A 22,621-nucleotide genomic window follows, 5' to 3' on the forward strand; every position below is an offset into this window, starting at 1 on the left:
CCCGCGCTATTGCTCGCGCAGCACCGGCACCGCCGGATCGCGCGGGGATGCGGGCGCGAGGTCCGCGAAATCGAAAAGCTGCGGGTCGAGCAGATGTGACGGGCGCACGTTCATCAGCGCCCGGAACATCACCTGCCGCCGGCCGGGACTGCGCGATTCCCATTCGTCGAGCAGTTTCTTGACCTGCATCCGCTGAAGCCCCTCCTGGCTGCCGCAGAGATCGCAGGGGATGATGGGATAATCCATCGCGCGGGCGAACCGCTCGCAATCCGCCTCGGCCACAAAGGCGAGCGGGCGCAGCACGTTCAGATCGCCATCCTCGTTCAGCAGCTTGGGCGGCATCGTCGCCAGCCGGCCGCCGTGGAACAGGTTCATGAAGAAGGTTTCCAGCATGTCGTCACGATGATGACCCAGCACGACAGCCGAGCACCCCTCCTCGCGCGCGATGCGGTAAAGATTGCCGCGCCGCAGGCGGGAGCACAGCGAACACATCGTCCCGCCGGGCGCGATCTTGTCCACGACGACGGAATAGGTGTCCCGATACTCGATCCGGTGCGCGACTTGCCGATGCGTCAGGAACTCGGGCAGGACCGTCGCCGGAAAGCCGGGCTGGCCCTGGTCCAGGTTGCAGGCCAGCAGGTCCACCGGCAGCAGCCCGCGCCATTTCAGTTCGTGCAGGACGGCGAGCAGGGTGTAGCTGTCCTTGCCGCCCGACAGGCAGACCAGCCAGCGCTCGCCCGGCTGTGCCATGGAATAGCTGTCGATGGCCGCGCGGACCTCGCGCACCAGCCGCTTGCGCAGCTTGCGGAACTCGGTCGAGGACGGGGCGCCGCGGAACAGCGGATGGATGTCGTCCCCGGCATCGAGGTCCGGGTCAACGGCAAGGTCTTGCATCGGCGCCTCTTCGGGTCTTGCGCGGTCACGCGGTCAGGCGGGTCACGAGATAGCTGGTCAGCCACAGCACCACCAGCGCCACCACGATGACGAGCGACAGCCCCAGCAACATCCGGCGCGGCGAGGCCGGCGGCCGCTCGCGGCGTTTGCGCCGTTCGGGCAGGCGGGGCTTCATGGCGCATCCTCGCGCGCCGGAACCGGGTCGTAACCGTCGCCGCCCCATGGATGGCAGCGGCCGATCCGGCGCGCGGCGAGCCAGCTGCCGCGCAGCGCGCCATGCCGCTCCAGCGCCTCCAGCGCATAGGCCGAACAGGTCGGCTGAAAGCGGCAGGCATGGCCGATCCACGGGCTCAGCAGCAGCCGGTAGGCCCGGACCGGCAGCGCGACGATTCGCGCAAGCGGGCTCATCGGCCCCGCCCCTTGCGGCCATGCTGCGCGGGGCCGGCCTGCTGGGCAGAGGAGGAATGCACCCGGTCCAGCGCCATGTTCAGATCGCCGCGCAGATCCGCGAAGTCGCGCCCGATCGTGGCTTCGGGGCGGCCGACGAGCACGTAATCCCAGCCGGGGCGCCCCTTGGCGGGTATGACCTCGGCCGCGATCGCCCGCAGCCGCCGCTTGGCGCGGTTCCGCGCCACGGCGTTGCCGATCTTCCTGGAGCAGGTGAAGCCGACGCGGATGGGGCCGTCGCCCGCATCCTCGCGCGGGCGGGCCTGCAGCAGAAAGCCCGCCGTTCCTTGACGGCGGGCGGACGCGGCCCTCAGGAAATCGGCACGCTGGCGCAGCCGCTCGATCCGGGAACGGCCAGACTGCGCGGCCTCGGTCTCGCCCGCGTCAGGCGGGCGCGACTCGACGGTGCCCGCATCACGCGGGCGGGCCGGATCGGGCGGAAGCTGAGCCACCGCCGCGCACATGATCAGGCGGACAGAACCTTGCGGCCCTTGGCGCGGCGGGCGTTCAGCACGCGGCGGCCACCCTTGGTCGCCATGCGGGCGCGGAACCCGTGACGGCGGGCGCGAACCAGGTTCGACGGCTGGAAAGTGCGTTTCATGACTGATACTCCGGCGTTCGGGTGCGCGGGGAAAGCGAACGCAAAAAAGCCCACCGGCCGCGCGCAGGTGATGCGAAGCCCGCCTCATACGGGGGCCTCGCGTCCAAGTCAACCGCGATGTCGCCGGGACTTCCCCAGCGGAACCCCCGGCCGATCACGGTTGTTTGATCGGAGCGGCTTGCCCCTACGCGCGGGGTCATGCAAGCCGGGTGCTTGGCGGCGCGGCTTCGGAAGCAGATGAACTTCAATACCTTATCAGGACGGTTCGCGGCGCTGACGATTCTGTTCGTGGTGCTGGCCGAGGCTGCGATCCTGATTCCCTCACTCAGCAACTTCCGCCACGACTATCTCGAAAGCCGGCTGGAGCGGGCGCAGATCGCCAGCCTCGCCCTGCTGGCGACGGACGACTCGCTCGCCGCCGACCTGGAATCGGAGCTGCTGGAGAATGCGGGCGTCTATAACGTCGTGCTGCGGCGCGACGATATCCGCCGGCTGGTGCTGTCCTCGCCCCTGCCCGCGCCGATCGCGGCCACCTACGACATGCGCGACCCCGGCTTCTGGACCCTGACCCGCGACGCGCTGGAACTGCTCGCGCAGCCGCAGAACCGGATCATCCGCGTGATCGGCGCGCCGGTGCGGCAGGCCGGGCAGCTGATCGAGATCACCATGGACAGCGCCCCCATGCGCGCCGACATGATCGAATCGGGCATCCGGCTGCTGGTCGTGTCGGCGGCCTTCTCGGTCCTGACGGCGCTGCTGCTGAACCTCGCGGCGCAGCGCCTGATCGTGCGGCCGATCCGGCGCGTGATCGGCCACATGATAACCTATGCGAACGACCCCGAGGACGCGCGCCGCATCATCGAGCCCGCCGCCAGCATGGCCGAGGTGCGCGCCGCCGAATCGGCGATGGCGGCGATGCAGCGCACCGTCACCTCGTCGCTGAAGCAGCGCGAGCGGCTGGCCCAGCTTGGACAGGCGGTCGCCAAGATCAGCCACGACCTGCGCAACGTCCTGTCCACCAGCCAGATCCTCGCCGACCGGCTGGAGGGCAGCGACGACCCCGGCGTGCGCCGCACCGCGCCGAAGCTGGTCGGCTCGATCTCGCGCGCGGTCAACCTGTGCGAGACGACCCTCGCCTTCGGCCGCGCCGAGGAAGCGCCGCCGCAGCTGTCGCTGTTCAACCTGTCCGCGCTGGTGGCCGAGGTGATCGAGGCCGAAACCCTCGCCGCGGAAAGCACCGGGCAGGAGACGCTGGTCGAGTTCCTTTCGGACGTGCCGCCGGGCCTGACGATCCGCGCCGACCGCGAGCAGCTTTACCGCGTGCTGACCAACCTCGCCCGCAACGCCCGCCAGGCGATCGAGGCGACGCGCCGCCCCGGCACGATCGAGATCGGCGCCGGCGAGGACGAAAGCGGCTGGTGGCTGCGGGTGGGCGACACCGGACCGGGCCTGCCCGAAAAGGCGCAGGCGAACCTGTTCCAGCCCTTCACCGGCGGCATCCGCAAGGGCGGCACGGGCCTCGGCCTCGCCATCGCCGCCGACCTGATGCGCGGCCATGGCGGCCGGCTGGAGCTGCTCAAGACCGGCAGCGAGGGAACCGAGTTCATGCTCCACCTGCCCCGCAACCCAGGCGCCGTGGCGACGGGCTGACGCGGGCGGGCGTTGGTTCGCGAAACTGCACGAGGGGCGAAAATTTCCTCTTGCATCCCCCGCCGCACCGGCCTACCTAGCGCCCCTACAAAGGACCCGTAGCTCAGCTGGATAGAGCACCAGACTACGAATCTGGGGGTCGGGCGTTCGAATCGCTCCGGGTCCGCCATTTCCTCAGAAATTCTTCTTCTGCTTGGGCTTCGGCCCGTCGCCGGCACGTTGTGGAGCGCCACATCTGGGTGCCTCGGCGGCGTTGCGGGTCGGTTCCGTTGAGCTACGGCCCGCCGGAATGGCAAACCCGTCGGAAGCGGGTTATCCCCACCCCGACCGGAACACCGTTCCTCGCCCCAACCGGAAGGAGAGCCGCCATGTCCCCGCGCCTGTTCACCCCGTTCGAGGTCGGCAAGCTCAGGCTTGCCAACCGCATCGTCATCGCGCCGATGTGCCAGTATTCGGCGCAGGATGGCTGCACGACCGACTGGCACCTGATCCATCTGGGGCATCTGGCGCTGTCGGGCGCCGCCCTGCTGACGATCGAGGCGACCGCCGTGGTGCCCGAGGGTCGGATCAGCTACGCCGATGTCGGCCTCTGGTCCGACGAGACCGAGGCGGCGCTGGCCCGCACGCTGGAAGGCGTCCGCCGCTGGTCCGACATGCCGATCGCGATCCAGCTTGCCCATGCCGGGCGCAAGGCCTCCACCGACCTGCCGTGGAAGGGCGGCGCGCAGATCGCGCCCGGCCACGAGAATGGCTGGCAGACCGTCGCGCCCAGCGCGGACCCCTTCGCGAAAGGCGAGAACCCGCCGCTCGCGCTGGACAAGGCCGGCATCGAGCGGGTCCGCACGGGCTTTGCCGATGCGGCGCGGCGGGCCGGGCGGCTCGGGATCGAGGCGGTGCAGATCCATGCGGCGCACGGCTATCTGCTGCACGAATTCCTCTCGCCGCTCTCGAACCGGCGCGATGACGACTATGGCGGCAGTCTGGAGAACCGGATGCGCCTCACGCTGGAGGTTTACGACGCCGTGCGCGAGGCGTTCCCGGCGGATCGCCCGGTGACGGTCCGCGTCTCGGGGACCGACTGGGTGGAAGGCGGCTGGGACATCGACCAGACCATCGCGCTCGCCAAGGCGCTCGAGGCGCGGGGCTGCGACGGCATCCATGTTTCCAGCGGCGGGCTGGACCCGCGCCAGCAGATCCCGGTCGGGCCGAGCTATCAGGTGCCGCTGGCCCGCGCGGTAAAGCAGGCGGTGGGCATGCCGGTGGTCGCGGTCGGGCTGATAACCGATTACGAGCAGGCCGAGGCGATCATCGGCACCGGCGACGCGGATTTCGTCGGGCTGGCCCGGACGATCCTCTATGACCCGCGCTGGCCGTGGCATGCGGCCGCGCATCTGGGCAGCAGCGTCCAGGCGCCTGACCAGTATCTGCGCTCGCAGCCGCGTCAGTACCGTTCGCTCTTCGACATCGAGGGCAGCGCGGAGAGTTGAGATCCGGCGGCGCGGGTCTGCCTGCGCCGCCGACCGATGGAGACGGCGATCCCGCCTCCATCGCCCGAGCACCGGAACCGGGCGCTCACGAATGGCTCCCCCTCGCGGGCAGCCATTTCGCCCGCACTGGCGCCAGTTCGCCACCCGGAAAGCCCCGCCCGGCGCTCACATTCCCAACACGAAACAGGCAACCGAACGCGGCACCGCTGCGTTCCGGCTGAAGCCCGTCTCCCGACCATGGCGCCGCGGACGCATGGTCGGGCGACGCGCCCTCACGCCGGCCCGCCTTTCGATCACGAACGCATTGGAGCCCTTACCCGACACCGACCGAGCCCTGGGCCACGCATCCGGTCATCCCTTTGCAGGAGAACCCGCATGACCGACCTTCCCGGACACCCGAGCCGCCGCGGCTTCCTGAAGGGCACGGCCGCCGGCATGGCGTTCGCCTCGCTTCCGCTGCACGCCGGCGCGCAGCAGGCGGCGGAGCCGGTGCCGCTCGACCAGTATCAGCCGACCTTCTTCACCCCCGAGGAATGGGCCTTCGTCATGGCGGCGGCGGCGCGGCTGATCCCCTCGGCGGGCGACGGGCCCGGCGCGATCGAGACGCGGGTGCCGGTCTTCATCGACCTGCAGCTTGCGGGCGAATACGGGCAGGCGGGCGACTGGTATATGGTCGGCCCGCACATGCCGGACGCCGACCCCTTCCTCGGCTGGCAGTCGCCGCTGACCCCGGCGCAGGTCTATCGGCAGGCGATCCCCGCTTTCGACGCATGGTGCGTGGACCGCTATGGCGGGAGCTTCACCGCCCTGACCGAGGAACAGCAGGACGAGGCGCTGGCCCTGCTTCAGGAGGGCGAGGTCGAGCTTGCCCCCGAGATCCGCGATTTCTTCACCATCCTGCTTCAGAACACCAAGGAAGGTTACTTCTCGGACCCGAAATACGGCGGCAATCACGGGATGCAGTCCTGGGTCTATATCGGCTTTCCGGGGGCGCGGGCGGCCTATCTCGACTGGGCGGAGCGGCACAACGTCCGCTACCCGCTCGGCCCGGTTTCCATCAGCGGCGAGAGGGCCTGAACCATGGCGCGGCAGGAAGCGAAGAAGGACGTCGTCATCGTCGGGCTGGGCTGGACCGGCGCGGTCATGGGCATGGAGCTCGCACAGGAGGGGCTGGAGGTCGTGGCGCTGGAACGCGGCCACGATCAGGACACCGTGCCGGACTGGAAATATCCCGACATGATCGACGAGCTGAAATACGGCGTCCGGCTGGAGCTGATCCAGCGCCCGGCGTTGCAGACGCTCACCATCCGCCGCAACGCCGCCGACACCGCCCTGCCCTTCCGCAGCTTCGGATCGTTCCTGCCCGGCAACGGCGTCGGCGGCGCGGGCACCCACTGGAACGCCCTGAACTGGCGCCCCCAGCCCGAGGAGATGCGCCTGCGCTCCCATGTGCTGGAGAACTGGGGCGAGGACATCATCCCCGACGACATGCTGCTGGGCGACTACCCCGTCACCTATGACGAGATGGAGCCCTATTTCGACAAGTTCGAATATGTGGCGGGAATCTCGGGACAGGCGGGGAACATCCGGGGCCAGATCATCGAAGGGGGCAACCCGTTCGAGGGCTGGCGCTCGCGCGATTACCCGATGCCGCCGATGCCGATCACCTGGGACGCGAAGAAATTCGCCGATGCCGCCAGTGCGATGGGCTATCACCCGTTCAAGTCGCCGGGCGGGATCGCCTCGACCTCCTACATCAATCCCTACGGGATGCAGATGGGGCCCTGCACGCTCTGCGGCTTCTGCGAGCGTTACGGCTGCTTCCAGTATTCCAAATCCTCACCGCAGACGATGATCCTGGACGCGCTGAAGCGGATGCCGAATTTCAGCTATCGCGTGAACTCCGAGGTGCTGCGGGTCGAGAAGGCGCCGGACGGGCAGACCGCGACGGGCGTCACCTATTGGGACGACGCCGCGCAGGAAGAGGTGTTCCAGCCCGCCGACATCGTGATCCTCGCGGCCTATTCGCTCAACAACGTGCATCTGATGCTGCTGTCGGGGATCGGCCAGCCCTATGACCCGGTGACGGGCGAGGGCGTGACCGGCAAGAGCTACGGCTACCAGATGAACGGCAGCGTGACGCTGTTCTTCCAGAACGAGGAGTTCAACCCCTTCATCGGCACCGGCGCCAACGGCATGTCGATCGATGATTTCGGCATGAACCAGATCGACTACGGGCGCGAGGGCTTCATCGGCGGCGCCTATTGGCGGGCGGGGCAGACGAACGGCCAGCCGACCCGCTCGATGCCGCTGCCGCGCGGCACGGCAAGCTGGGGCGGCGAGTGGAAGCAGGCGATCGGGCAATGGTACGGCCATGCGATGACGATCGGCACGCACGGGTCCAACATGTCGTATCGGACGAACCATCTGGATCTGGACCCGACCTATACCGACCGGCACGGCCGCCCGCTGATGCGGATGACCTTCAACTGGAACCCGAACGACATCCGCATGACCCGCTTCCAGCTTGCGCGGGCCGAGGAGGTCGCCGCCAGCATGAACCCCGACGCGATGCAGTCCTCGTTCAAGGACGAGGGGGCGCAATACGATATCCGCCCCTATCAGACGACCCACAACACCGGTGGCCACATCATGTCGGAAAACCCGCAGGAAGGCGTGGTCAATCGTTATTCGCAGGTCTGGGGGATGCACAACGTCTTCGCCACGGGCGCGGGCAACTTCGTCCAGAACACGCAATACAACCCGACCGGTTTCCTGGGCGGGCTGGCCTACTGGACGGCTGACGCCATCCGCACGCAGTATCTCTCCAACCCCCGCCCGCTGGTGTGAGGAGCGCGAAGATGAACAAGACACTCCGCGTCATCCTGATCCTCGCCGCCATCGCGCTGGTCGGCCTGCTGCTGTTCATCTTCGTGCCGGTGCGGCTGACCCCCGCCGTCGCGGCGCTGCCCGCCGACTGGGAGCCGCCCGAGGGTTACGGCGAATACGTGATGCATACCGGCGACTGCAAGGCGTGCCACACCGCCGAAGGGGGACGACCCTTCGCAGGCGGGCGGCCGATCGCATCGCCGATGGGCACGATATACAGCACCAACATCACCCCCGACCCGGAAGCGGGGATCGGGGCCTATTCGCTCGATGAGTTCCGGGGCGCGCTCTACGACGGCATCCGCAACGACGGCGTGCATCTTTACCCGGCGATGCCCTACGAGAATTACCGGATGCTCACCGAGGAGGATGTGCGTTCGCTCTATCACTACTTCATGAACGAGGTGGAGCCGGTGAGCTACACGCCGGACGAAACCGCGCTGAACTTCCCGTTCAACCTGCGCTGGGGCATCCGCGCATGGAACTGGCTTGCGTTGCAGCATCCGGCGGGGTTCACGCCGTCCTATGACGACGAGGTGCTGGCCCGCGGCCAGTATCTGGTCGAGGCGCCCGGCCACTGCGCCGCCTGCCATTCGCCGCGCAACCGGCTTGTGGTGCAGGACGGGATCGTCGCGGGGCAGGAGAATTTCCTGACCGGCGGCGTCATCGGCGGCTGGAACGCCGCGCCGCTGAACGGGCCGAATTCGGCCCCGCAGCGGTGGACGGTCGCGGAACTGGCGGGCTTCCTTGCCACCGGGCGCAACCACCACTCGACCGCCAATGGCGAGATGGGCCTCGTGATCGAGGAATCGACGCAATACCTGACCGACGAGGACAACATCGCCATCGCCGCATTCCTCAGGGGCCTCGCGGGCGGCACGGTCGAACTGCCGCAGCCCGTCGAGGGGGTGCACAGCATCGCAATTCCACCCGACCCCGCCGACGAGGCGGGCGAGGCGACGACGCAGATGCTGCACGACGCGCAGCCGGGCATGCCGATCGGCGCGCGGCTCTACATGGACAACTGCGTCGCCTGCCACTTCGTGACCGGCAAGGGCGCGCCCCAGATCTTCCCGAAGCTCGCCGGCAACACGCTGGTCACGGGGTCCGAGACGATGCCGCTGATCTCGATCATCCTCGACGGGGCCGCTGTCGTCTCGACCGAAAAGCGGCCCATGCGGCTGGTGATGCAGGGCTACCGCGAGCGGCTGAACGATCAGGAGGTAGCCGAACTTGCCTCCTTCGTCCGTTCCGCCTGGGGCAACGATGCGTCGGCCGTGACCGCCGCCGAGGTGGCCGAGGTGCGCGCCGACACCGCCGAGGATGTGCCGGAACGCGCCGTCATGCGGTGACATTACGCGCGGCAGGAGCGCCCGCGGAAACGCGGGCGCTGCCTTCGCGGGGTTGATTTCCGGCGCCTCCCGACCGATGCCTTTCCCGCCAAAAGGGGGGATCGCGTGGACAGGGTTGAGTGCATCGTCATCGGCGCGGGGGTGATCGGCCTTGCCGTCGCCCGCAGGCTGGCGGAATCCGGCGTCGAGGTGCTGGTGCTGGAACGCGCCGAGGCCATCGGGACGGAGACGAGTTCCCGCAACTCCGAGGTGATCCACGCGGGGCTCTATTATCCGCCGGGCAGTCTCAAGGCGCGGCTGTGCCTGCGCGGGCGCGAGATGCTGTATCAGTTCGCGGCCGAGAACGGCGTCCCGCATCGCCGCTGCGGCAAGTTGATCGTGGCGACCTCGCCGGAACAGGCGGCGGCGCTGGAAGGGATCGCGGTTCGCGCGGCGGAATGCGGCGCGGACGACCTGCGACCGCTGACAGCGGCACAGGCGCAGGCGATGGAGCCTGCGCTGGCCTGCACCGGGGCGCTGCTGTCACCGTCCACGGGAATCATCGACAGCCACGCGCTGATGCTGGCCTTGCTGGGCCATGCCGAGGATCGCGGGGCGGCGCTGGCGCTGAACACCGCGTTCACCGGTGCCCGAGTCGTGCCGGACGGGTTCGAGGTGGACACGACCGGCGCGGACGGCGCCTACACGCTCGGCTGCCGCCTGCTGGTGAACGCCGCCGGGCTGCGGGCGTCGGACGTGGCCCGCGCCATCGACGGGCTGGACCCGGCGCAGGTGCCGCAGACCCATTTCGCGCGCGGCAGCTACTTCGCCCTGCCGGGACGGCCGGCGTTTTCGCGGCTCATCTACCCGGTGCCCGAGCCGGGTGGCCTCGGCGTCCACCTGACGCTGGATCTCGGCGGCAACATGCGCTTCGGCCCCGATGTGGAGTGGATCGAGTCCATCGACTACCGCGTGAACGCCGCCCGCGCCGGACATTTCGAGGCCGAGGTCCGCCGCTACTGGCCAGCTTTGCCGACAGGCGCGCTGGTGCCGACCTATTGCGGCATCCGCCCCAAGCTGTCCGGTCCCGGCGAGCCTGCCGCCGATTTCCGCATCGACGGCCCGGCGGTGCATGGGGTGCCGGGGCTGGTCAACCTGCTGGGCATCGAAAGCCCCGGCCTGACCTCCAGCCTCGCCATCGCCGACGAAGTCGCGGCGCGGCTGATCTAGCCGTTCCGCGCCAGCCAGTCGGTGACGGCGGGGCGCAGGGTCGGCACGCCTTCGTCGATTCCCTGCTGCAGGACCTTCGCCAGTTCGGACAGGTCGATCCGCCGCAGCAGATGCTTGACCGGCCCGATGGAGGCGGGGCGCATCGACAGCCGCCGCATCCCCAGCGCGGCGAAGGTCGCCGCCTCGATCGGGCGGCCGGCATCCTCGCCGCAGAAGCTGATCGGGGTGCCCGCCGCATCCGCGCGTTCGATGATCTGCCGCAGCAGCAGCAGGAACGACGGGGACAGCGTGTCATAGCGGCGGCGCACGGCCTCGTTCTCGCGGTCGGCGGCGAAGAAGAACTGCTTGAGGTCGTTCCCGCCGATGGACAGGAAATCGCAGGAGGAGAAGAACGCGGGCGGCGCGAAGGCCATCGACGGCGTCTCCAGCATCGCGCCGACGCGGATCAGACTGGGCAGGTCGTGCCCCATCGCGCGTTCCCGCTCGATCTGCTCGTCGAGGATGCGGCGGGCGGCGTAAAGCTCGGCCGGTTCCGCGATGAAGGGGAACATGACGTGCAGCGCCCGCCCGGCGGCGGCCCGCAGCAGCGCCTGAAGCTGCATCCGCAGGACGCCGCGCTTGTCCAGCCCCAGACGGATCGCCCGCCAGCCCATCGCCGGGTTCGGCTCGTCCTGCGGCTTCATGTAGGGCAGCACCTTGTCGGACCCGATGTCCAGCGTGCGGAACACCACCGGCAGGTCGCCCGCATTGTCCATCACCCGGCGGTAAAGCCCCGCCAGATCGCCGCGCTTGGGCACGCGCGTGCGGGTCAGGAACTGCAACTCGGTGCGGAACAGCCCCACCCCTTCGGCGCCCGACCCGTGAAGCGATGGCAGGTCCGCCATCAGCCCCGCATTCATGTAAAGCTCGATCCGGGTGCCATCGGTCGAGACGGCGGGCAGATTGCGCAGCCCGGCGTAACGCTTCTGCGCCTCGGCCTGCATGGCGATCTTGTCGCGGAAGGCGACCGCCACGCTGTCCTCGGGGCGCAGATGGACGAGCCCCACATCGCCATCGACGAGGATCGCATCGCCGTTCAGCGCCTCGGACCCGATCCGGCCCGCGTTGACCACCAGCGGAATCGACAGCGCCCGCGCGACGATCGCCGCGTGGCTGCCGACAGAGCCTTCCTCCAGCACCACGCCGCGCAGCTTGCGGCCGTATTCCAGAAGCTCCGCCGGGCCGATGTTGCGGGCGATGAGGATCGGGTTCTCCGGCAGCGCGGCCCCGGTATCCCGCCCCTGCCCCGTCAGGATCCGCAGCAGGCGGTTGGCGAGGTCGTCCAGATCATGCAGCCGCTCGCGCAGATATGGATCGGCCGAGCCTTCCAGCCGCACCCGCGCGTGGCTCTGCTCCTTTTCAACCGCCGCCTCGGCCGACAGGCCAAGATCGATGTCCTCCTCCATCCGCCGCAGCCAACTGCGGGAATGGGCGAGCATCCGGTAGGTCTCCATGATGTCTTTATGATCGCCCGCGCCGATGCCCTCGTCGGACAGCATGGTGTCGAGCGTCGTGCGCAGCATCGCGACCGCCTCGTTCAGCCGGGCGCGTTCGCGCTGGGGATCGTCGTTGACCGGGTTCGTGATGACGACGCGCGGCTCGTGCAGCCAGACCTGCCCCTCCGCCGCGCCGTCCTGCGCGCCGGTGCCGCGGAACATGGTTGGGAAGCGGTGGCGGCGGGGCATCCCGTTGGACTCGCCGCCGGAGAAGCTGCCAAGCTCGGCCATCTCGGCCAGCACCATCGCCACGACTTCCAGCCCGTAGATCTCGTCGTCGGAAAACAGCCGCGCATTCCGCGACTGGACGACCAGCACGCCCAGCTTTTCGCCGACCCGCTGGATCGGCACGCCGAGGAAGGCCGGATACACCTCTTCGCCGGTCTCGGGCATGAAGCGGAAGCCGGGCTCAGACGGCGCATTGGGCGTGTTCAGGGGCCGCCCGGTGCGGGCCACGCGGCCCACCAGCCCCTCTCCCAGACGCAGGCGGGTGCGGTGGACGGCTTCGGCGCGCAGCCCTTCGGTGGCGCACAGTTCGAGCGTGTCGGGATCGCGGAACAGATAGATCGAGCAGACCTCGCTGCCGATCGAATCCGCGATGTGATGGGTGATGTTGTCCAGCCGGTCCTGGCTGCGGCCGGGAGCGGCCAGCGTATCGCGCAGCCGCTGCAGCAGCTTGCGCGATTCGCTTTCAGCCAGATCGCCGCTCAAAACCGTCACCCCCTGCCCCGCGGCAACATGCCGCCGGGATTGCCCGATCCCGCGGGATCAGGCCTCTTCAAGCTGGAAGGCATCATGCAGCGCCTGCACGGCCAGTTCCAGATACCTGCGGTCGATCAGCACCGAGATCTTGATCTCGCTCGTCGAGATGACCTTGATGTTGATGTTTTCATCGGCAAGCGCCCGGAACATGCGCGCGGCGACGCCCGCATGGGACCGCATTCCGATTCCGACGACCGAGACCTTGGCCACGTCGTCATCCACCGCCAGATCGTCATAGGCGATCACGCCTTCGGCGCGCGCATCCTCCACCGCCTTCCGGGCCCGCTCGACCTGGTTGACGGGGCAGGAGAAGGTCATGTCGGTGACCGCGCCGGGATGGTCCTCGTAGTCGCGCTCCGAGATGTTCTGGACGATCATGTCCACGTTCACGCCGGCCGCCGCCAGCGGCTCGAAGATCGCGGCCGAGATGCCGGGCCGGTCCTCGACCGTGACCAGCGTGACCTTGGCTTCGTCGCGGCTGAAGGCGACGCCGGAAACGACCCTGGATTCCATGATTTCATCCTCAGCACAGACCAGCGTGCCGCTGGTTTCATCGGTATCGTCGAAGGACGACAGCACCCGCAGGCGCACATTATAGCGCATCGCCAGCTCGACCGAACGGGTCTGCAACACCTTGGCGCCCAGCGAGGACAGCTCCAGCATCTCCTCGAAGGCGATCTTCTCCAGCTTGCGGGCCTTGCGCGAGATGCGGGGATCGGTCGTGTAGATGCCGTCCACGTCGGTGTAGATGTCGCAACGCTCTGCCCCGAAGGCGGCGGCGAAGGCGACGGCGGTTGTGTCGGACCCGCCCCGGCCCAGCGTGGTGATCCGCCCGTCGGGGCCGATTCCCTGGAAGCCGGCGACGACCGCGACCCGCATGCCTTCGGCGTATTTCTGGTCGATGTTCTCGCGCGGGATCGACACGAACCGCGCCGCGCCGTGCTGCCCGGTGGTGTTGATCGGCACCTGCCAGCCCTGCCAGCTGCGGGCGGGCACGCCCATCTGCTGAAGCCGCAGCGCCATCAGCCCGGCGGTGACGTTCTCGCCCGAGGCGACCACCGCGTCGTATTCGCGCGCGTCGTAAAGCCGCGAGGTGCCCTCGACCCAGCCCACCAGCTCGTTGGTCCTGCCCGACATGGCGCTGACGATGACGATGACGTCATAGCCCCGCTCGACCTCGCGCTGCACCTTTCGGGCGGCGTTCGCGATGCAGTCGAGGTCGGCCACCGAGGTGCCGCCGAATTTCATCACCAGAAGCGGCATTCAGGCCCCCAGTCCCACGGTTGGATCGGAGCGCTGCTTATGGCCCCGGCCAGCCAAGGGCAAGTGCGGCTTGGCTGTCACAGGAAAAGACATGTCGAAAAAGACAGATAGAAGCATGTCATAAACAGATGTTAGTCAGGCCCCACTCGACCGGGTGCGCAGCCCGACGATTCGGCAGCCTTGCTGCTTGCAGTCTGTAGAGTGTGCCGCAGTCCGCCCCAGAAGGGGGCGGGTGGCCCCTCCCCCGACAGCACGTATCGTCGTCAGCACAAGCCTTGTCCCGCAGGGCAGAGGCCCGAGGCGCGTCCTATACCCGCGCGCCCGCAGACGACCGGCCAAGCCATGTGCAAGGCCGAAACTGGATAAACGCGGGGCGCTGAGCCTTGCAGGAGGGCGGTTGCAATGACTCCGCCGGACAGTGAACAGGAAGGAATGAACAATGGCGACGACGTGGAACGCGATTTACCTCGGCCCGCAAGCCCTGATCGATGTGACCGAAAACACGACCAATGCGGAACGCGCCAACGTGCTGCTCAACCAGACGTTCGGCGGCAGCGGATCGCCCCTGCACCAGCAGATATTCTCGGTCACGGCGGCTCCGCGGGGCGCCACCGACGTGCTGGATCAGCGTCAAACCGGCAACGTCAACACGCAGGACCAGTTCACGGTGGACCTGGACCGGAACGGCACGGCCGAGTCCTACACCTTCGATGCGGTCGCGCGCTATAACGGCACGGTGTCGTTCCACGACGGAAGCACCGCCACGCTCGAACTACGGGTGTTCCAAGACATTACGGGCCAAACGTTTCTGGCCGCGCCGCGCCTCGACAACCCGGATCTTCAGGCGGCCCTGCAAGCGGATGCGATCGTCTCGCTGCGACTCAACTCGGTTATCTCAAGCGACAGCACTGGCCTGGCGACCGACCGCTCCGCCAAGGCCTTCGTCGATGGCCTCGTCGAAGGCACCCAAAACGCGGACACGATCAACGCCGCCTACACCGGCGACCCGGAAGCCGACCGCATCGACAACAACGACGCGACCGCCGGTCATGGCCTCAACAACTCGAACGATGATGTCGTGCAGGGCTTCGCTGGCAACGACATCATCTCGTCCGGTGCAGGCAACGACACGGTTTACGCGGGCACCGGGGCGGACAGGGTCGATGGCGGCGCGGGCAACGACGTGCTTTACGGCTACGGCGACACGCTGGGCGGCAACGCGGCCGAGGCAGGCAACGACACCCTGATCGGCGGCGATGGCTCGGACAGCCTGTATGGCGGCGCGGGAGACGACCGGCTTTATGGCGACGACACGCTCGGCACCGGCACGACCGGCGGCGCGGACCTGCTGGAAGGCGGCGCGGGCAACGACTCGCTGGTCGGCGGGTTCGGCGACGACACGCTTCGCGGCGGCGCCGACAACGACACGCTGGAAGGCGGCGTCGGCAATGACCTGCTGGAAGGCGGCGAAGGAGCCGACACGCTGCGCGGCGGAGAGGGCAACGACAGCCTGTATGGCGGAGCCGGCGATGACCTGCTCGAGGGCGGCGGTGGAGCCGACACGCTGGAAGGTGGCGAGGGCCATGACAGCCTGTATGGCGGCGACGGCGACGATTCGCTGGACGGCGACGTCGGAAACGACCTGCTGGAAGGCGGTGCGGGCAACGATCTGCTGGAAGGCTGGGCCGGGAACGACACGCTGCGCGGCGGCGAGGGCAACGATTCCTTGCTCGGGGGCGAAGGCGATGACCTGCTCGAGGGCGGGGCCGGCAGCGACACGCTCGAAGGCGGCGCCGGGGCCGACACGCTGATCGGCGGCACCGGAGCTGACACGTTCCTCGTCACCGGTGGAGATGTCGTCCAAGATTTCTACGCCGGCGATGACGCCGCCGAAAGGGACGTGATCGATCTGTCGCAGATCTACACCGCGGATCGCCTCGCAGATTGGAACGCGGCCAACCCCACGCAGCAGTATGCAACGGTCCTTCAATGGGTGCGTGCGGACCAGGATGACGACGGCCAGCTGAACATGGTGGACGGGGTGTCCATCCGGGTCGAGAACAATGGAACCGCGGTCACGGGCGCTGACCTGGTGCTTGGGAACACCAATGTCGTCTGCTTCGCCGCCGACACCCTGATCGAGACGGACCGCGGTCCCGTGGCCGCCGCCGATCTGGCGGTGGGTGATCTGGTCCGCACGCGGGACTCCGGGCTCCAGCCCCTCCGCTGGGTCGGCAGCCGCCGTCTGACCGGGGCCGAGCTGGAGGCCGCGCCGAACCTGCGCGCGATCCGCATCGCCGCCGGCGCGCTGGGGGCGAACACGCCGTCGTCCGATCTGGTCGTCTCGCCGCAGCACCGGGTGCTGGTCCGCTCGAAGATCGCGCAGAAGATGTTCGGAACGGACGAAGTGCTGGTCGCCGCCAAGCAACTGCTGCTGGTGGACGGCGTGGACATCGCCGAGGATCTGGACGGCCTCACCTATGTCCACTTCCTCTTCGACGATCATCAGGTCGTCTGGTCGAACGGGGCGGAAACGGAATCGCTGCACCCCGGCAAGCAGGCGCTGAACGCCGTGGGCGAGGCGGGACGCGAGGAAATCTTCGCGCTTTTCCCCGAGCTGCGCGACGAAGCCGCCGCCCGCGCGCCGGTGCGGACGCTCGCCTCGGGCCGGATGGGCCGCAAGCTGGCGATGCGCCACGCCCAGAACGGCAAGCCGCTGGTGTCCTGACCACGCGTCTTCCCTGAACAGCAAAAAGACCGGCACCGCCGGTCTTTTTCATCTCTGCTTCATCGTGACGGTGGTCAACTGACCTTGCTGCGCGGCCGGAACGGCAGCGGGGCGACGGGAATGCCGTCCTCCAGCAGCCTGCGCGCCTCTTCGGGCCGGGCCTCGCCGTGGATGGCCCGCTCGGGCTTGGTCCCTTCGTGCATCGCGCGGGCCTCGGCGGCGAAGCTCATGCCGACATAGTCGGAATTCGCCTCGACATGCCGGCGCAGTTGCTCCAGCGGCGACATCGCCTCGGGCTCGCTGCGAAGCGCCGGGCCTTCGGCCTTCCGCGCGGGCACCCCCGGCGTCATCAGGGCCTTCTGCACATCCGTTTCCTCGCAAACGGTGCAGGCGACCTGACCTGCGGCCTGCATCCGCTCGAAATCATCGGCCGAGCGGAACCAGCCTTCGAAGTCATGCCCCTTGGCGCAGCGGAGTGCATAGCGGATCATTCGGGAACTCTCTCTCCTTTACAGGATCATATCGGGGCGAAGGGGCGCGCGATCAAGCGCGACTGCGCGCAGCGGCGAGCGCGAGGATGCGCCCGACCAGCGGCGCCGGATCGCCCGCCTTGTCGTGCAGCAGATCGCGGGCACGGCGGCCCATCGCACGGGCGGCGGCGGGATCGGCCGCCAGCCGGGCGACGGTGACTGCCAGATCGCCTGCCTCGGTCCGCAGCGCGGCGCCCGCGGCGTCCAGCGCGGCATAATCCGCGGCAGCGTTCCCGACATGCGGCCCGTGCAGGATCGCGCAGCCATGGCCCGCCGGTTCCCACGGGGTATGGCCGCCGTGATCGACCAGCGAGCCGCCGGTCAGGCAGATGCCCGCGGCGTCATACCAGCGGCCCATCTCGCCCAGCACATCGACCAGCAGCACCGGCGCCGCCAGATCGTCCCCGGCCGAGCGCCGCGCCACCGCCAACCCCCGCGCCGCGATCAGCGCCGCCACCGCATCCCCCCGCTGCGGATGGCGCGGGGCGAGGATCAGCCGCAGTCCCGGCACCTCGGCGCGGGCGCTGAGGAAGGCGTCCAGCACCAGCTCGTCCTCGCCCGCATGGGTCGAGGCGGCGAGCCATGTCGCATCCCGGGCGGCGCTGTCCGGCGGCGCGGGCGTCGCGGCGGGATCGAGCAGCTTCAGTTGCAGGCGCGGCATCAGCGCCGCGGGCGGCAGGCCAAGGGCGACCAGCCGCGCCTCGCTGCCCTCGTCCTGCGCCGACAGCGCATCCAGCCCCGCCAGCACCGGCCCGATCAGCGCCCGCGCCTTTGCCCATCGCGCCGCCGAGCGTTCCGACAGACGCGCCCCCACGACCACCTGCCCGACACCTCGCGCCCGCGCGGCGGCGGCGCGGCTCGGCCAGATCTCGTTCTCCACCGTGACCATCACCGCCGGGCGGTAGCGATCCATGAACCGCCCGACCGCCCCCGGCACATCCAGCGGCGCGAGCCGCGCGGGCAGGCCCCAATCGCGCACCACGGCGCGCCCCGTGATGGTATTCGCCGTGACGATCACCGGCCGCTCCCGCGCCAGCGCCGCCACGATCCGCCGGGCCGAGGTCAGCTCGCCCACCGAGGCGCCGTGAATCCAGATCCCGCCCGCCGGGTGCGGCAACGTGGCGCCCAGCACCATGCGCTCGCGCCACACGGGCCCGGCGAGCGGCCCCGCCGCCCGCATCACCCCCCCCGCAAGGGCCGTCGCGGCGCGATAGAGCATGCTGGGCCTTTCGTCAGGGGAACCGGTGCCGGACTGGATAGCCAGCATTCCGCGCAGGCACCAGCCGCCGGCTGACGGCGCGTGCGCTCGGTTGCAATGGATCACTGATGAGGAGATGGAGGCGGGTACCGGAATCGAACCGGTCTTCACGGATTTGCAATCCGCTGCGTAACCTCTCCGCCAACCCGCCGGAGCCTCGCGTTTGCTAGGGTTTTCGGCGAGACGGGTCAAGGGGGTTATCACTCCGGTTATCAGTTTCATGTTCTGGCCATGTTCCGTTCTCATGATCAGGACCGTTTCGCGCGGGCTTGCTTGGCCCGCATGATCTGCCGGGCTTCTCCGGCATACTTCCGCACCATCTCTTTCGTGCTGTGGCCGCTGTAGGACATGATCTCGTCGTCGTCGCAGCCCGCCCAAGCCAGCTCCATCACACCGCGATAGCGCAGTGCGTGTAGGTCATAGGCTTCCAGCTCCAGCCTCTTGCGCTCTGCCAGCATGATCTCGGCCAACCGCCGGTAACTCATCCGCTGCCCGCCCTTAAGCGTCAGAATGGGCCGGCTCGGCATGGGGGCGAACGGCAGCGCGGCCTTTGCCGCGTCCAGTGCCGCCTTGAGCCGCGTGGTGCAGGGTAGCACCAACGGCACATCGCTTTTGTTCTGACGCAAGCTCAGAGTGCCGGTGCCTTCGGGCTGGTAGTCTCCCCAGGTGAAGTCCACCCAGTCTCCCGGACGTTGGACGCTGCCCACGCCGATCTCGAAGATCAGGCGCTCTTGCTCCCCGGCTTCAGCCCGCCACTTCTGAACGGCCGCGTCAGGCCATGGGCGATGTGGCTGCTGCCTATTTTTCGGCACAACGAGCCGCTCGATATCCTTAGCAGGATTGCTGGGCATCCAGTGGCGGCGCCTCACCACCTTGAAGATCATGCTGATTGCGACAGGGATGTAATTGGCGAAGCGCACGCGATGCTTGTTCTTGTCCATCGCCTCACAAATGTCCGCCTGGGTTAGCCGCGACACGTCCCTATCGCCGATCTTCTCGATCAGGTAGGCTAGGACAGGCTCAAGGTCTTGCCGGTAGCGAACCGACTTCGCTGCCCACCGGTCCGACTCGCGCAGGAGCTGGATGGCTGCCGACCACGATTGCTTTGCGTCCATCTTCTTCCCGGTCCTGACCTCCCAATACTGGCGGTCGAATTCGGCGGTGCCCTCGGGCGCGGTAAAGCGGTGCAGATACTTCCCTTTCTTGCGGAAGTAGACGTAACCCGGCTTAGCTTCGAAAACGTAGGGCTTGCGGCCTTCTTTCCTCACCAGACAATTCCTCCTTCTACGGCATCGCCGTTAGCAATCTTCTCGAGCATCTCCGTTTTCCACCGCAGCTTGCCCGGTGCGATCTCGTAAGGCCGCGGCAGGTGCCCGGCTTCGACGAGAGAACGGAATTCGCCCGGCTTCATGTCGAGAAGCCCCGCCGCAGTCACTTCGCTGGACCAGATAGGACGCTTCATGCTGCGATTCCGAGTTCCACGGTCCGGCGTGCGGCAGGGATCAGCGCGATCATCTGGACAATCTGGTGGTGGAGGTCGGTCATCATCTAGATCCGAATTTCTGTATACATGCTCATGGTTCGCTGTCCCTGGATCAGTATAGGGTATCGAACCTCGGGATAGGCGGCAGAGCGGGCGCGAAACGGCCCAGATTCGTGGGTGATGTATGGTTTGATGTGGACAACTCACCGATCGTAAGGCTGTCCGGTGTCTGCCGGCCGAGTTCGCGAGCGGGCGGTTGTTGAAAGTGCCTCCAGCAGCCCTGCAAACCCAGAACATGGTCTGTGAAAAAGAAAATGGGTTCAGTTGGAAGGCCGCCGCCGATCACCCATTCTCACTCCGGTTCTTCATTATGGATGTCCTCGCCCCTGCCGCGCGACGAGCAGGTGGTGTTGGCTCCAGTCGAGCTGGCCCTGTCCGACGGCGTGGCGAGTAGCCGCAAGGTGCTGGTCTAGCGTCTGCCCTGATCGTCTCGATCGCCGCGGGCCTGATCGTGACCAAGGGCGCCGCCGAGGGCACAGCCGGCAATGCAGTCTCTGGACAGCTCATCGCGACGCCGCGGGCGCTCTATGCCTCCGCGGCCCTGATCGCTGGGATGGGGGTCCTCCCCGGTTTTCCGCTGGGGATCTTCCTGCCGCTGGCCGCGCTGCTTGTCACCATCGCCCTGAACCGTTCGAGGCGTCCCTCCGCATGACATCGAGAGCGCGGCGGCGCAGGACGGCGATGTTGCCCGGGCCGTTATCCTTGCGGTTGCGCGCTGCGTCTTCGCGAAAGGACACGTCGAGCTGCCAGTGCAGGGCGTTCTCGATGGCCCAGTGGGTCCGCACGGTGGCGAGCAGCACGTCGGGCGTCGGCATCCAAGACAGCGCGAAGTAGCGCGTCTCCAAGGTCGTGGCGCCGGCCGTCTCCCGGCTTGCCTCGACCCGACCAAAGACCTTGGGCCCGGGGAATTCATGATGCTCCGCCAGACCCTTGGCCGACACGACCACCGCCTTGCGGATCTCCCTCCGACCGTGACCGGCGTCTTCGGTGACGGCGGTGGGGTGACCTTCCTTCAGCGTGCCGAAACAGGCCCTGGCGTCAGACAAGAGCGAGTCCTGGTTGGCCTTGAGCGCCAGGCACCAGTCGCCCCCGCCGGTGTTGATCGCCGCAACCGTGCGGCAATTGCAGTGCAGCGCATCGGCGGTCACCACCTTGCCCTTGAGCGCGATCAGGCCGAGCGCCTCGATCGCGGCCTCCAGCTCCGCGCCACGATCGGCCGGCACGCTGGCCAGCGTCAGGCGCAGCCGCGCGGCGTAGGCCGAGACCATCATCCGCGTCCGCGCACTCTCGCCCGCGTCGCGGGCGCCGCGCAGGGCCTTGCCGTCGATGGCGATCACATCGCCGTCGCGCAAGAGGGCCGCGACATCGGCCAGCACCCGGCCGAAGGCCGCATCGAGCGCCTTCGGATCGATCATCCGGAACACGGCGGAGAACGTGTCATGCGACGGAACCGCATGCCCGAGCTTCAGGAAGCCTCTGAAAACACTCTCCTTCGCCCGACCGAAGGCTGCCATCTCGGCACAGGACGTCGCGCCGCAGAGCACGGACACGAACGCGATGACGAGCAGTTCGCCAAGGTTGTGCCGGGTATTCCCGGCGCGGGGATCGGGGACATCTTCGAAGGCGGAGAGGAACAGGTGCATGGCGGCGATGAACTCCGAGGGACGGGTCCACCCCCCAGAATCCATCCCGCCCTCTGCCGCAACGGGCGCTGCTCAGGCCGACAGGGTCATATGCGATTCCCCTGCCACGGATTAGTGGCACCGAGGTCCTGTCCATCCAGCGCGTCATCACTCCCCCGGGCGACTGGTTCTTTTGTGAGACCGCGCAGGCCGTGTTGTGTGCAGATAAAGTCTCAATCCGTGGCAGACTGCATATTATCGGACAGCATGAACAATCTCGTCCGTCGATCTATCCTAGGCCCGGTGCGAGCCGAGCTTCTCGATTGTGGCCGGGGCAGGTGCTTCGGTAGCTCGCGCGAGCTGGCCCATCTCGACTGACCTTCCACGCGCCTTCGTGCAAGCTGGGTAGGTGAGCGCGCTACGTTGCCTCGTGCGGCGAGGCGCGAGCCGTCGCGATCGTCCATATTGTCGGTATGATGCGGGTAGGCGAATGAACCGGGTATATTCTCGGTTGGGCTTGTAACCTTTTCGATCGGGTTCAATCCCGGTGGAAAGCAGGTTAGCCGAACAACCGGATTCTCGCAGGCGAGACCGAGAAGGGCGGTTTCCTTACGACCTCCTATGCGACCCATCATCGCCATTCCTGCATCGGCGCGCGGGCCGACTTTGGCGACCTGCTGATCGGCGCGAGCGCGCTGATGGTCGAGCTATCCGGCGTCGGAACAGCGCCGGCACCGCTCCACGGGTTCGATCACTCGGCGGGCGCGATCAGATACTTCTGGCCCGTCGCCTTCTTCTGGTAGGCTCGCGCGATATCGGGATCGAGCGATTCTGCCAGGCTGATGCTGTCG

Annotated in this window: 20 protein-coding genes and 2 tRNA genes; 9 read left to right on the forward strand and 13 right to left on the reverse strand. The window is 68.0% G+C overall.

Annotated elements, in window-relative coordinates; all coding sequences use genetic code 11:
- Positions 1–6 precede the first annotated feature (6 nt).
- From ttcA to rpmH, 5 genes are read right to left on the reverse strand one after another with little or no spacing between them, the layout of a single operon-like run.
- Entirely contained in the window at positions 7–894 is an 888-nt protein-coding gene (gene ttcA, locus KTN05_RS13820; RefSeq protein WP_217329998.1) for a tRNA 2-thiocytidine(32) synthetase TtcA, read from the reverse strand.
- A gap of 25 nt (positions 895–919) precedes the next feature.
- Positions 920–1,069: a hypothetical protein gene (locus tag KTN05_RS13825; RefSeq protein ID WP_217329999.1), complete on the reverse strand. Its 150-nt coding sequence runs from the start codon at positions 1,067–1,069 to the stop codon at positions 920–922.
- Positions 1,066–1,302: a membrane protein insertion efficiency factor YidD gene (gene yidD / locus KTN05_RS13830; RefSeq protein WP_217330000.1), complete on the reverse strand. Its 237-nt coding sequence runs from the start codon at positions 1,300–1,302 to the stop codon at positions 1,066–1,068. The genes KTN05_RS13825 and yidD overlap by 4 nt, the downstream gene beginning before the upstream one ends.
- Positions 1,299–1,793 carry a ribonuclease P protein component gene (locus KTN05_RS13835; RefSeq protein WP_371823367.1) on the reverse strand — a complete coding sequence of 165 codons (495 nt, stop codon included), beginning with the start codon at positions 1,791–1,793 and terminating at the stop codon, positions 1,299–1,301. Before KTN05_RS13835 ends, yidD begins: the two co-directional genes overlap by 4 nt.
- A 14-nt stretch (positions 1,794–1,807) precedes the next feature.
- Positions 1,808–1,942 carry a 50S ribosomal protein L34 gene (gene rpmH / locus KTN05_RS13840; RefSeq protein WP_073061402.1) on the reverse strand — a complete coding sequence of 45 codons (135 nt, stop codon included), beginning with the start codon at positions 1,940–1,942 and terminating at the stop codon, positions 1,808–1,810.
- A 237-nt stretch (positions 1,943–2,179) separates the two neighbouring features.
- Here rpmH and KTN05_RS13845 point away from each other — a divergent pair, with 237 nt between their 5' ends.
- The 7 genes from KTN05_RS13845 to KTN05_RS13875 all read left to right on the forward strand — a co-directional run bounded on the left by KTN05_RS13845 (position 2,180) and on the right by KTN05_RS13875 (position 10,529).
- Positions 2,180–3,592 (forward strand): HAMP domain-containing sensor histidine kinase, encoded by a 1,413-nt coding sequence (locus tag KTN05_RS13845; protein WP_217330002.1) that lies wholly within the window; start codon positions 2,180–2,182, stop codon positions 3,590–3,592.
- Between the two features lie 92 nt (positions 3,593–3,684).
- Positions 3,685–3,761: transfer RNA gene (locus tag KTN05_RS13850), tRNA-Arg, on the forward strand.
- 199 nt (positions 3,762–3,960) lie between these two features.
- The gene (locus KTN05_RS13855; RefSeq protein WP_217330003.1) at positions 3,961–5,079 is read left to right on the forward strand and encodes an NADH:flavin oxidoreductase/NADH oxidase; all 1,119 of its coding nucleotides are present in this window, start codon (positions 3,961–3,963) and stop codon (positions 5,077–5,079) included.
- A gap of 375 nt (positions 5,080–5,454) precedes the next feature.
- On the forward strand, positions 5,455–6,156 hold the full coding sequence (locus tag KTN05_RS13860) for a gluconate 2-dehydrogenase subunit 3 family protein (RefSeq protein WP_217330004.1): 702 nt from the start codon (positions 5,455–5,457) through the stop codon (positions 6,154–6,156).
- 3 nt (positions 6,157–6,159) lie between these two features.
- Positions 6,160–7,929, forward strand: coding sequence for a GMC family oxidoreductase (locus KTN05_RS13865; RefSeq protein WP_217330005.1), 1,770 nt, complete (start codon positions 6,160–6,162; stop codon positions 7,927–7,929).
- 11 nt (positions 7,930–7,940) lie between these two features.
- Positions 7,941–9,320: a cytochrome c gene (locus KTN05_RS13870; RefSeq protein ID WP_217330006.1), complete on the forward strand. Its 1,380-nt coding sequence runs from the start codon at positions 7,941–7,943 to the stop codon at positions 9,318–9,320.
- Positions 9,321–9,425: 105 nt separating this feature from the next.
- A complete protein-coding gene (locus tag KTN05_RS13875) occupies positions 9,426–10,529 on the forward strand; it encodes an NAD(P)/FAD-dependent oxidoreductase (protein ID WP_217330007.1) in 1,104 nt (367 codons plus the stop codon).
- Here the strand turns inward: KTN05_RS13875 and ptsP are convergent.
- Positions 10,526–12,784, reverse strand: a complete 2,259-nt coding sequence (gene ptsP, locus KTN05_RS13880) for a phosphoenolpyruvate--protein phosphotransferase (protein WP_371823368.1) — start codon at positions 12,782–12,784, stop codon at positions 10,526–10,528. The two genes, KTN05_RS13875 and ptsP, sit on opposite strands and share 4 nt — an antisense overlap.
- A gap of 48 nt (positions 12,785–12,832) precedes the next feature.
- Positions 12,833–14,089 carry an aspartate kinase gene (locus tag KTN05_RS13885; RefSeq protein ID WP_217330008.1) on the reverse strand — a complete coding sequence of 419 codons (1,257 nt, stop codon included), beginning with the start codon at positions 14,087–14,089 and terminating at the stop codon, positions 12,833–12,835.
- Positions 14,090–14,528: 439 nt separating this feature from the next.
- Here KTN05_RS13885 and KTN05_RS18575 point away from each other — a divergent pair, with 439 nt between their 5' ends.
- Positions 14,529–16,817: a Hint domain-containing protein gene (locus KTN05_RS18575; RefSeq protein ID WP_305799907.1), complete on the forward strand. Its 2,289-nt coding sequence runs from the start codon at positions 14,529–14,531 to the stop codon at positions 16,815–16,817.
- A gap of 74 nt (positions 16,818–16,891) precedes the next feature.
- Here the strand turns inward: KTN05_RS18575 and KTN05_RS13915 are convergent, their stop codons facing one another.
- The 5 genes from KTN05_RS13915 to KTN05_RS13935 all read right to left on the reverse strand — a co-directional run bounded on the left by KTN05_RS13915 (position 16,892) and on the right by KTN05_RS13935 (position 20,067).
- On the reverse strand, positions 16,892–17,308 hold the full coding sequence (locus KTN05_RS13915; RefSeq protein ID WP_217330009.1) for a DUF1178 family protein: 417 nt from the start codon (positions 17,306–17,308) through the stop codon (positions 16,892–16,894).
- Positions 17,309–17,360: 52 nt separating this feature from the next.
- On the reverse strand, positions 17,361–18,566 hold the full coding sequence (locus tag KTN05_RS18580) for a 3-deoxy-D-manno-octulosonic acid transferase (protein ID WP_217330010.1): 1,206 nt from the start codon (positions 18,564–18,566) through the stop codon (positions 17,361–17,363).
- Between the two features lie 116 nt (positions 18,567–18,682).
- Positions 18,683–18,756, reverse strand: a tRNA-Cys gene (locus KTN05_RS13925).
- Positions 18,757–18,853: 97 nt separating this feature from the next.
- Positions 18,854–19,873, reverse strand: coding sequence for a tyrosine-type recombinase/integrase (locus KTN05_RS13930; RefSeq protein ID WP_217330011.1), 1,020 nt, complete (start codon positions 19,871–19,873; stop codon positions 18,854–18,856).
- Positions 19,870–20,067 carry a hypothetical protein gene (locus KTN05_RS13935; RefSeq protein WP_217330012.1) on the reverse strand — a complete coding sequence of 66 codons (198 nt, stop codon included), beginning with the start codon at positions 20,065–20,067 and terminating at the stop codon, positions 19,870–19,872. Before KTN05_RS13935 ends, KTN05_RS13930 begins: the two co-directional genes overlap by 4 nt.
- Positions 20,068–20,599: 532 nt before the next feature.
- Here KTN05_RS13935 and KTN05_RS13940 point away from each other — a divergent pair.
- On the forward strand, positions 20,600–20,800 hold the full coding sequence (locus tag KTN05_RS13940) for an FHIPEP family type III secretion protein (protein WP_371823369.1): 201 nt from the start codon (positions 20,600–20,602) through the stop codon (positions 20,798–20,800).
- Here the strand turns inward: KTN05_RS13940 and KTN05_RS13945 are convergent.
- Positions 20,760–21,791: an ISAs1 family transposase gene (locus KTN05_RS13945; protein WP_254368215.1), complete on the reverse strand. Its 1,032-nt coding sequence runs from the start codon at positions 21,789–21,791 to the stop codon at positions 20,760–20,762. The genes KTN05_RS13940 and KTN05_RS13945 overlap by 41 nt on opposite strands.
- Positions 21,792–22,621 lie beyond the last annotated feature (830 nt).

Origin of the sequence: Paracoccus sp. Z118 (genome assembly GCF_019061185.1) — a bacterium.
GTDB lineage: Bacteria > Pseudomonadota > Alphaproteobacteria > Rhodobacterales > Rhodobacteraceae > Paracoccus.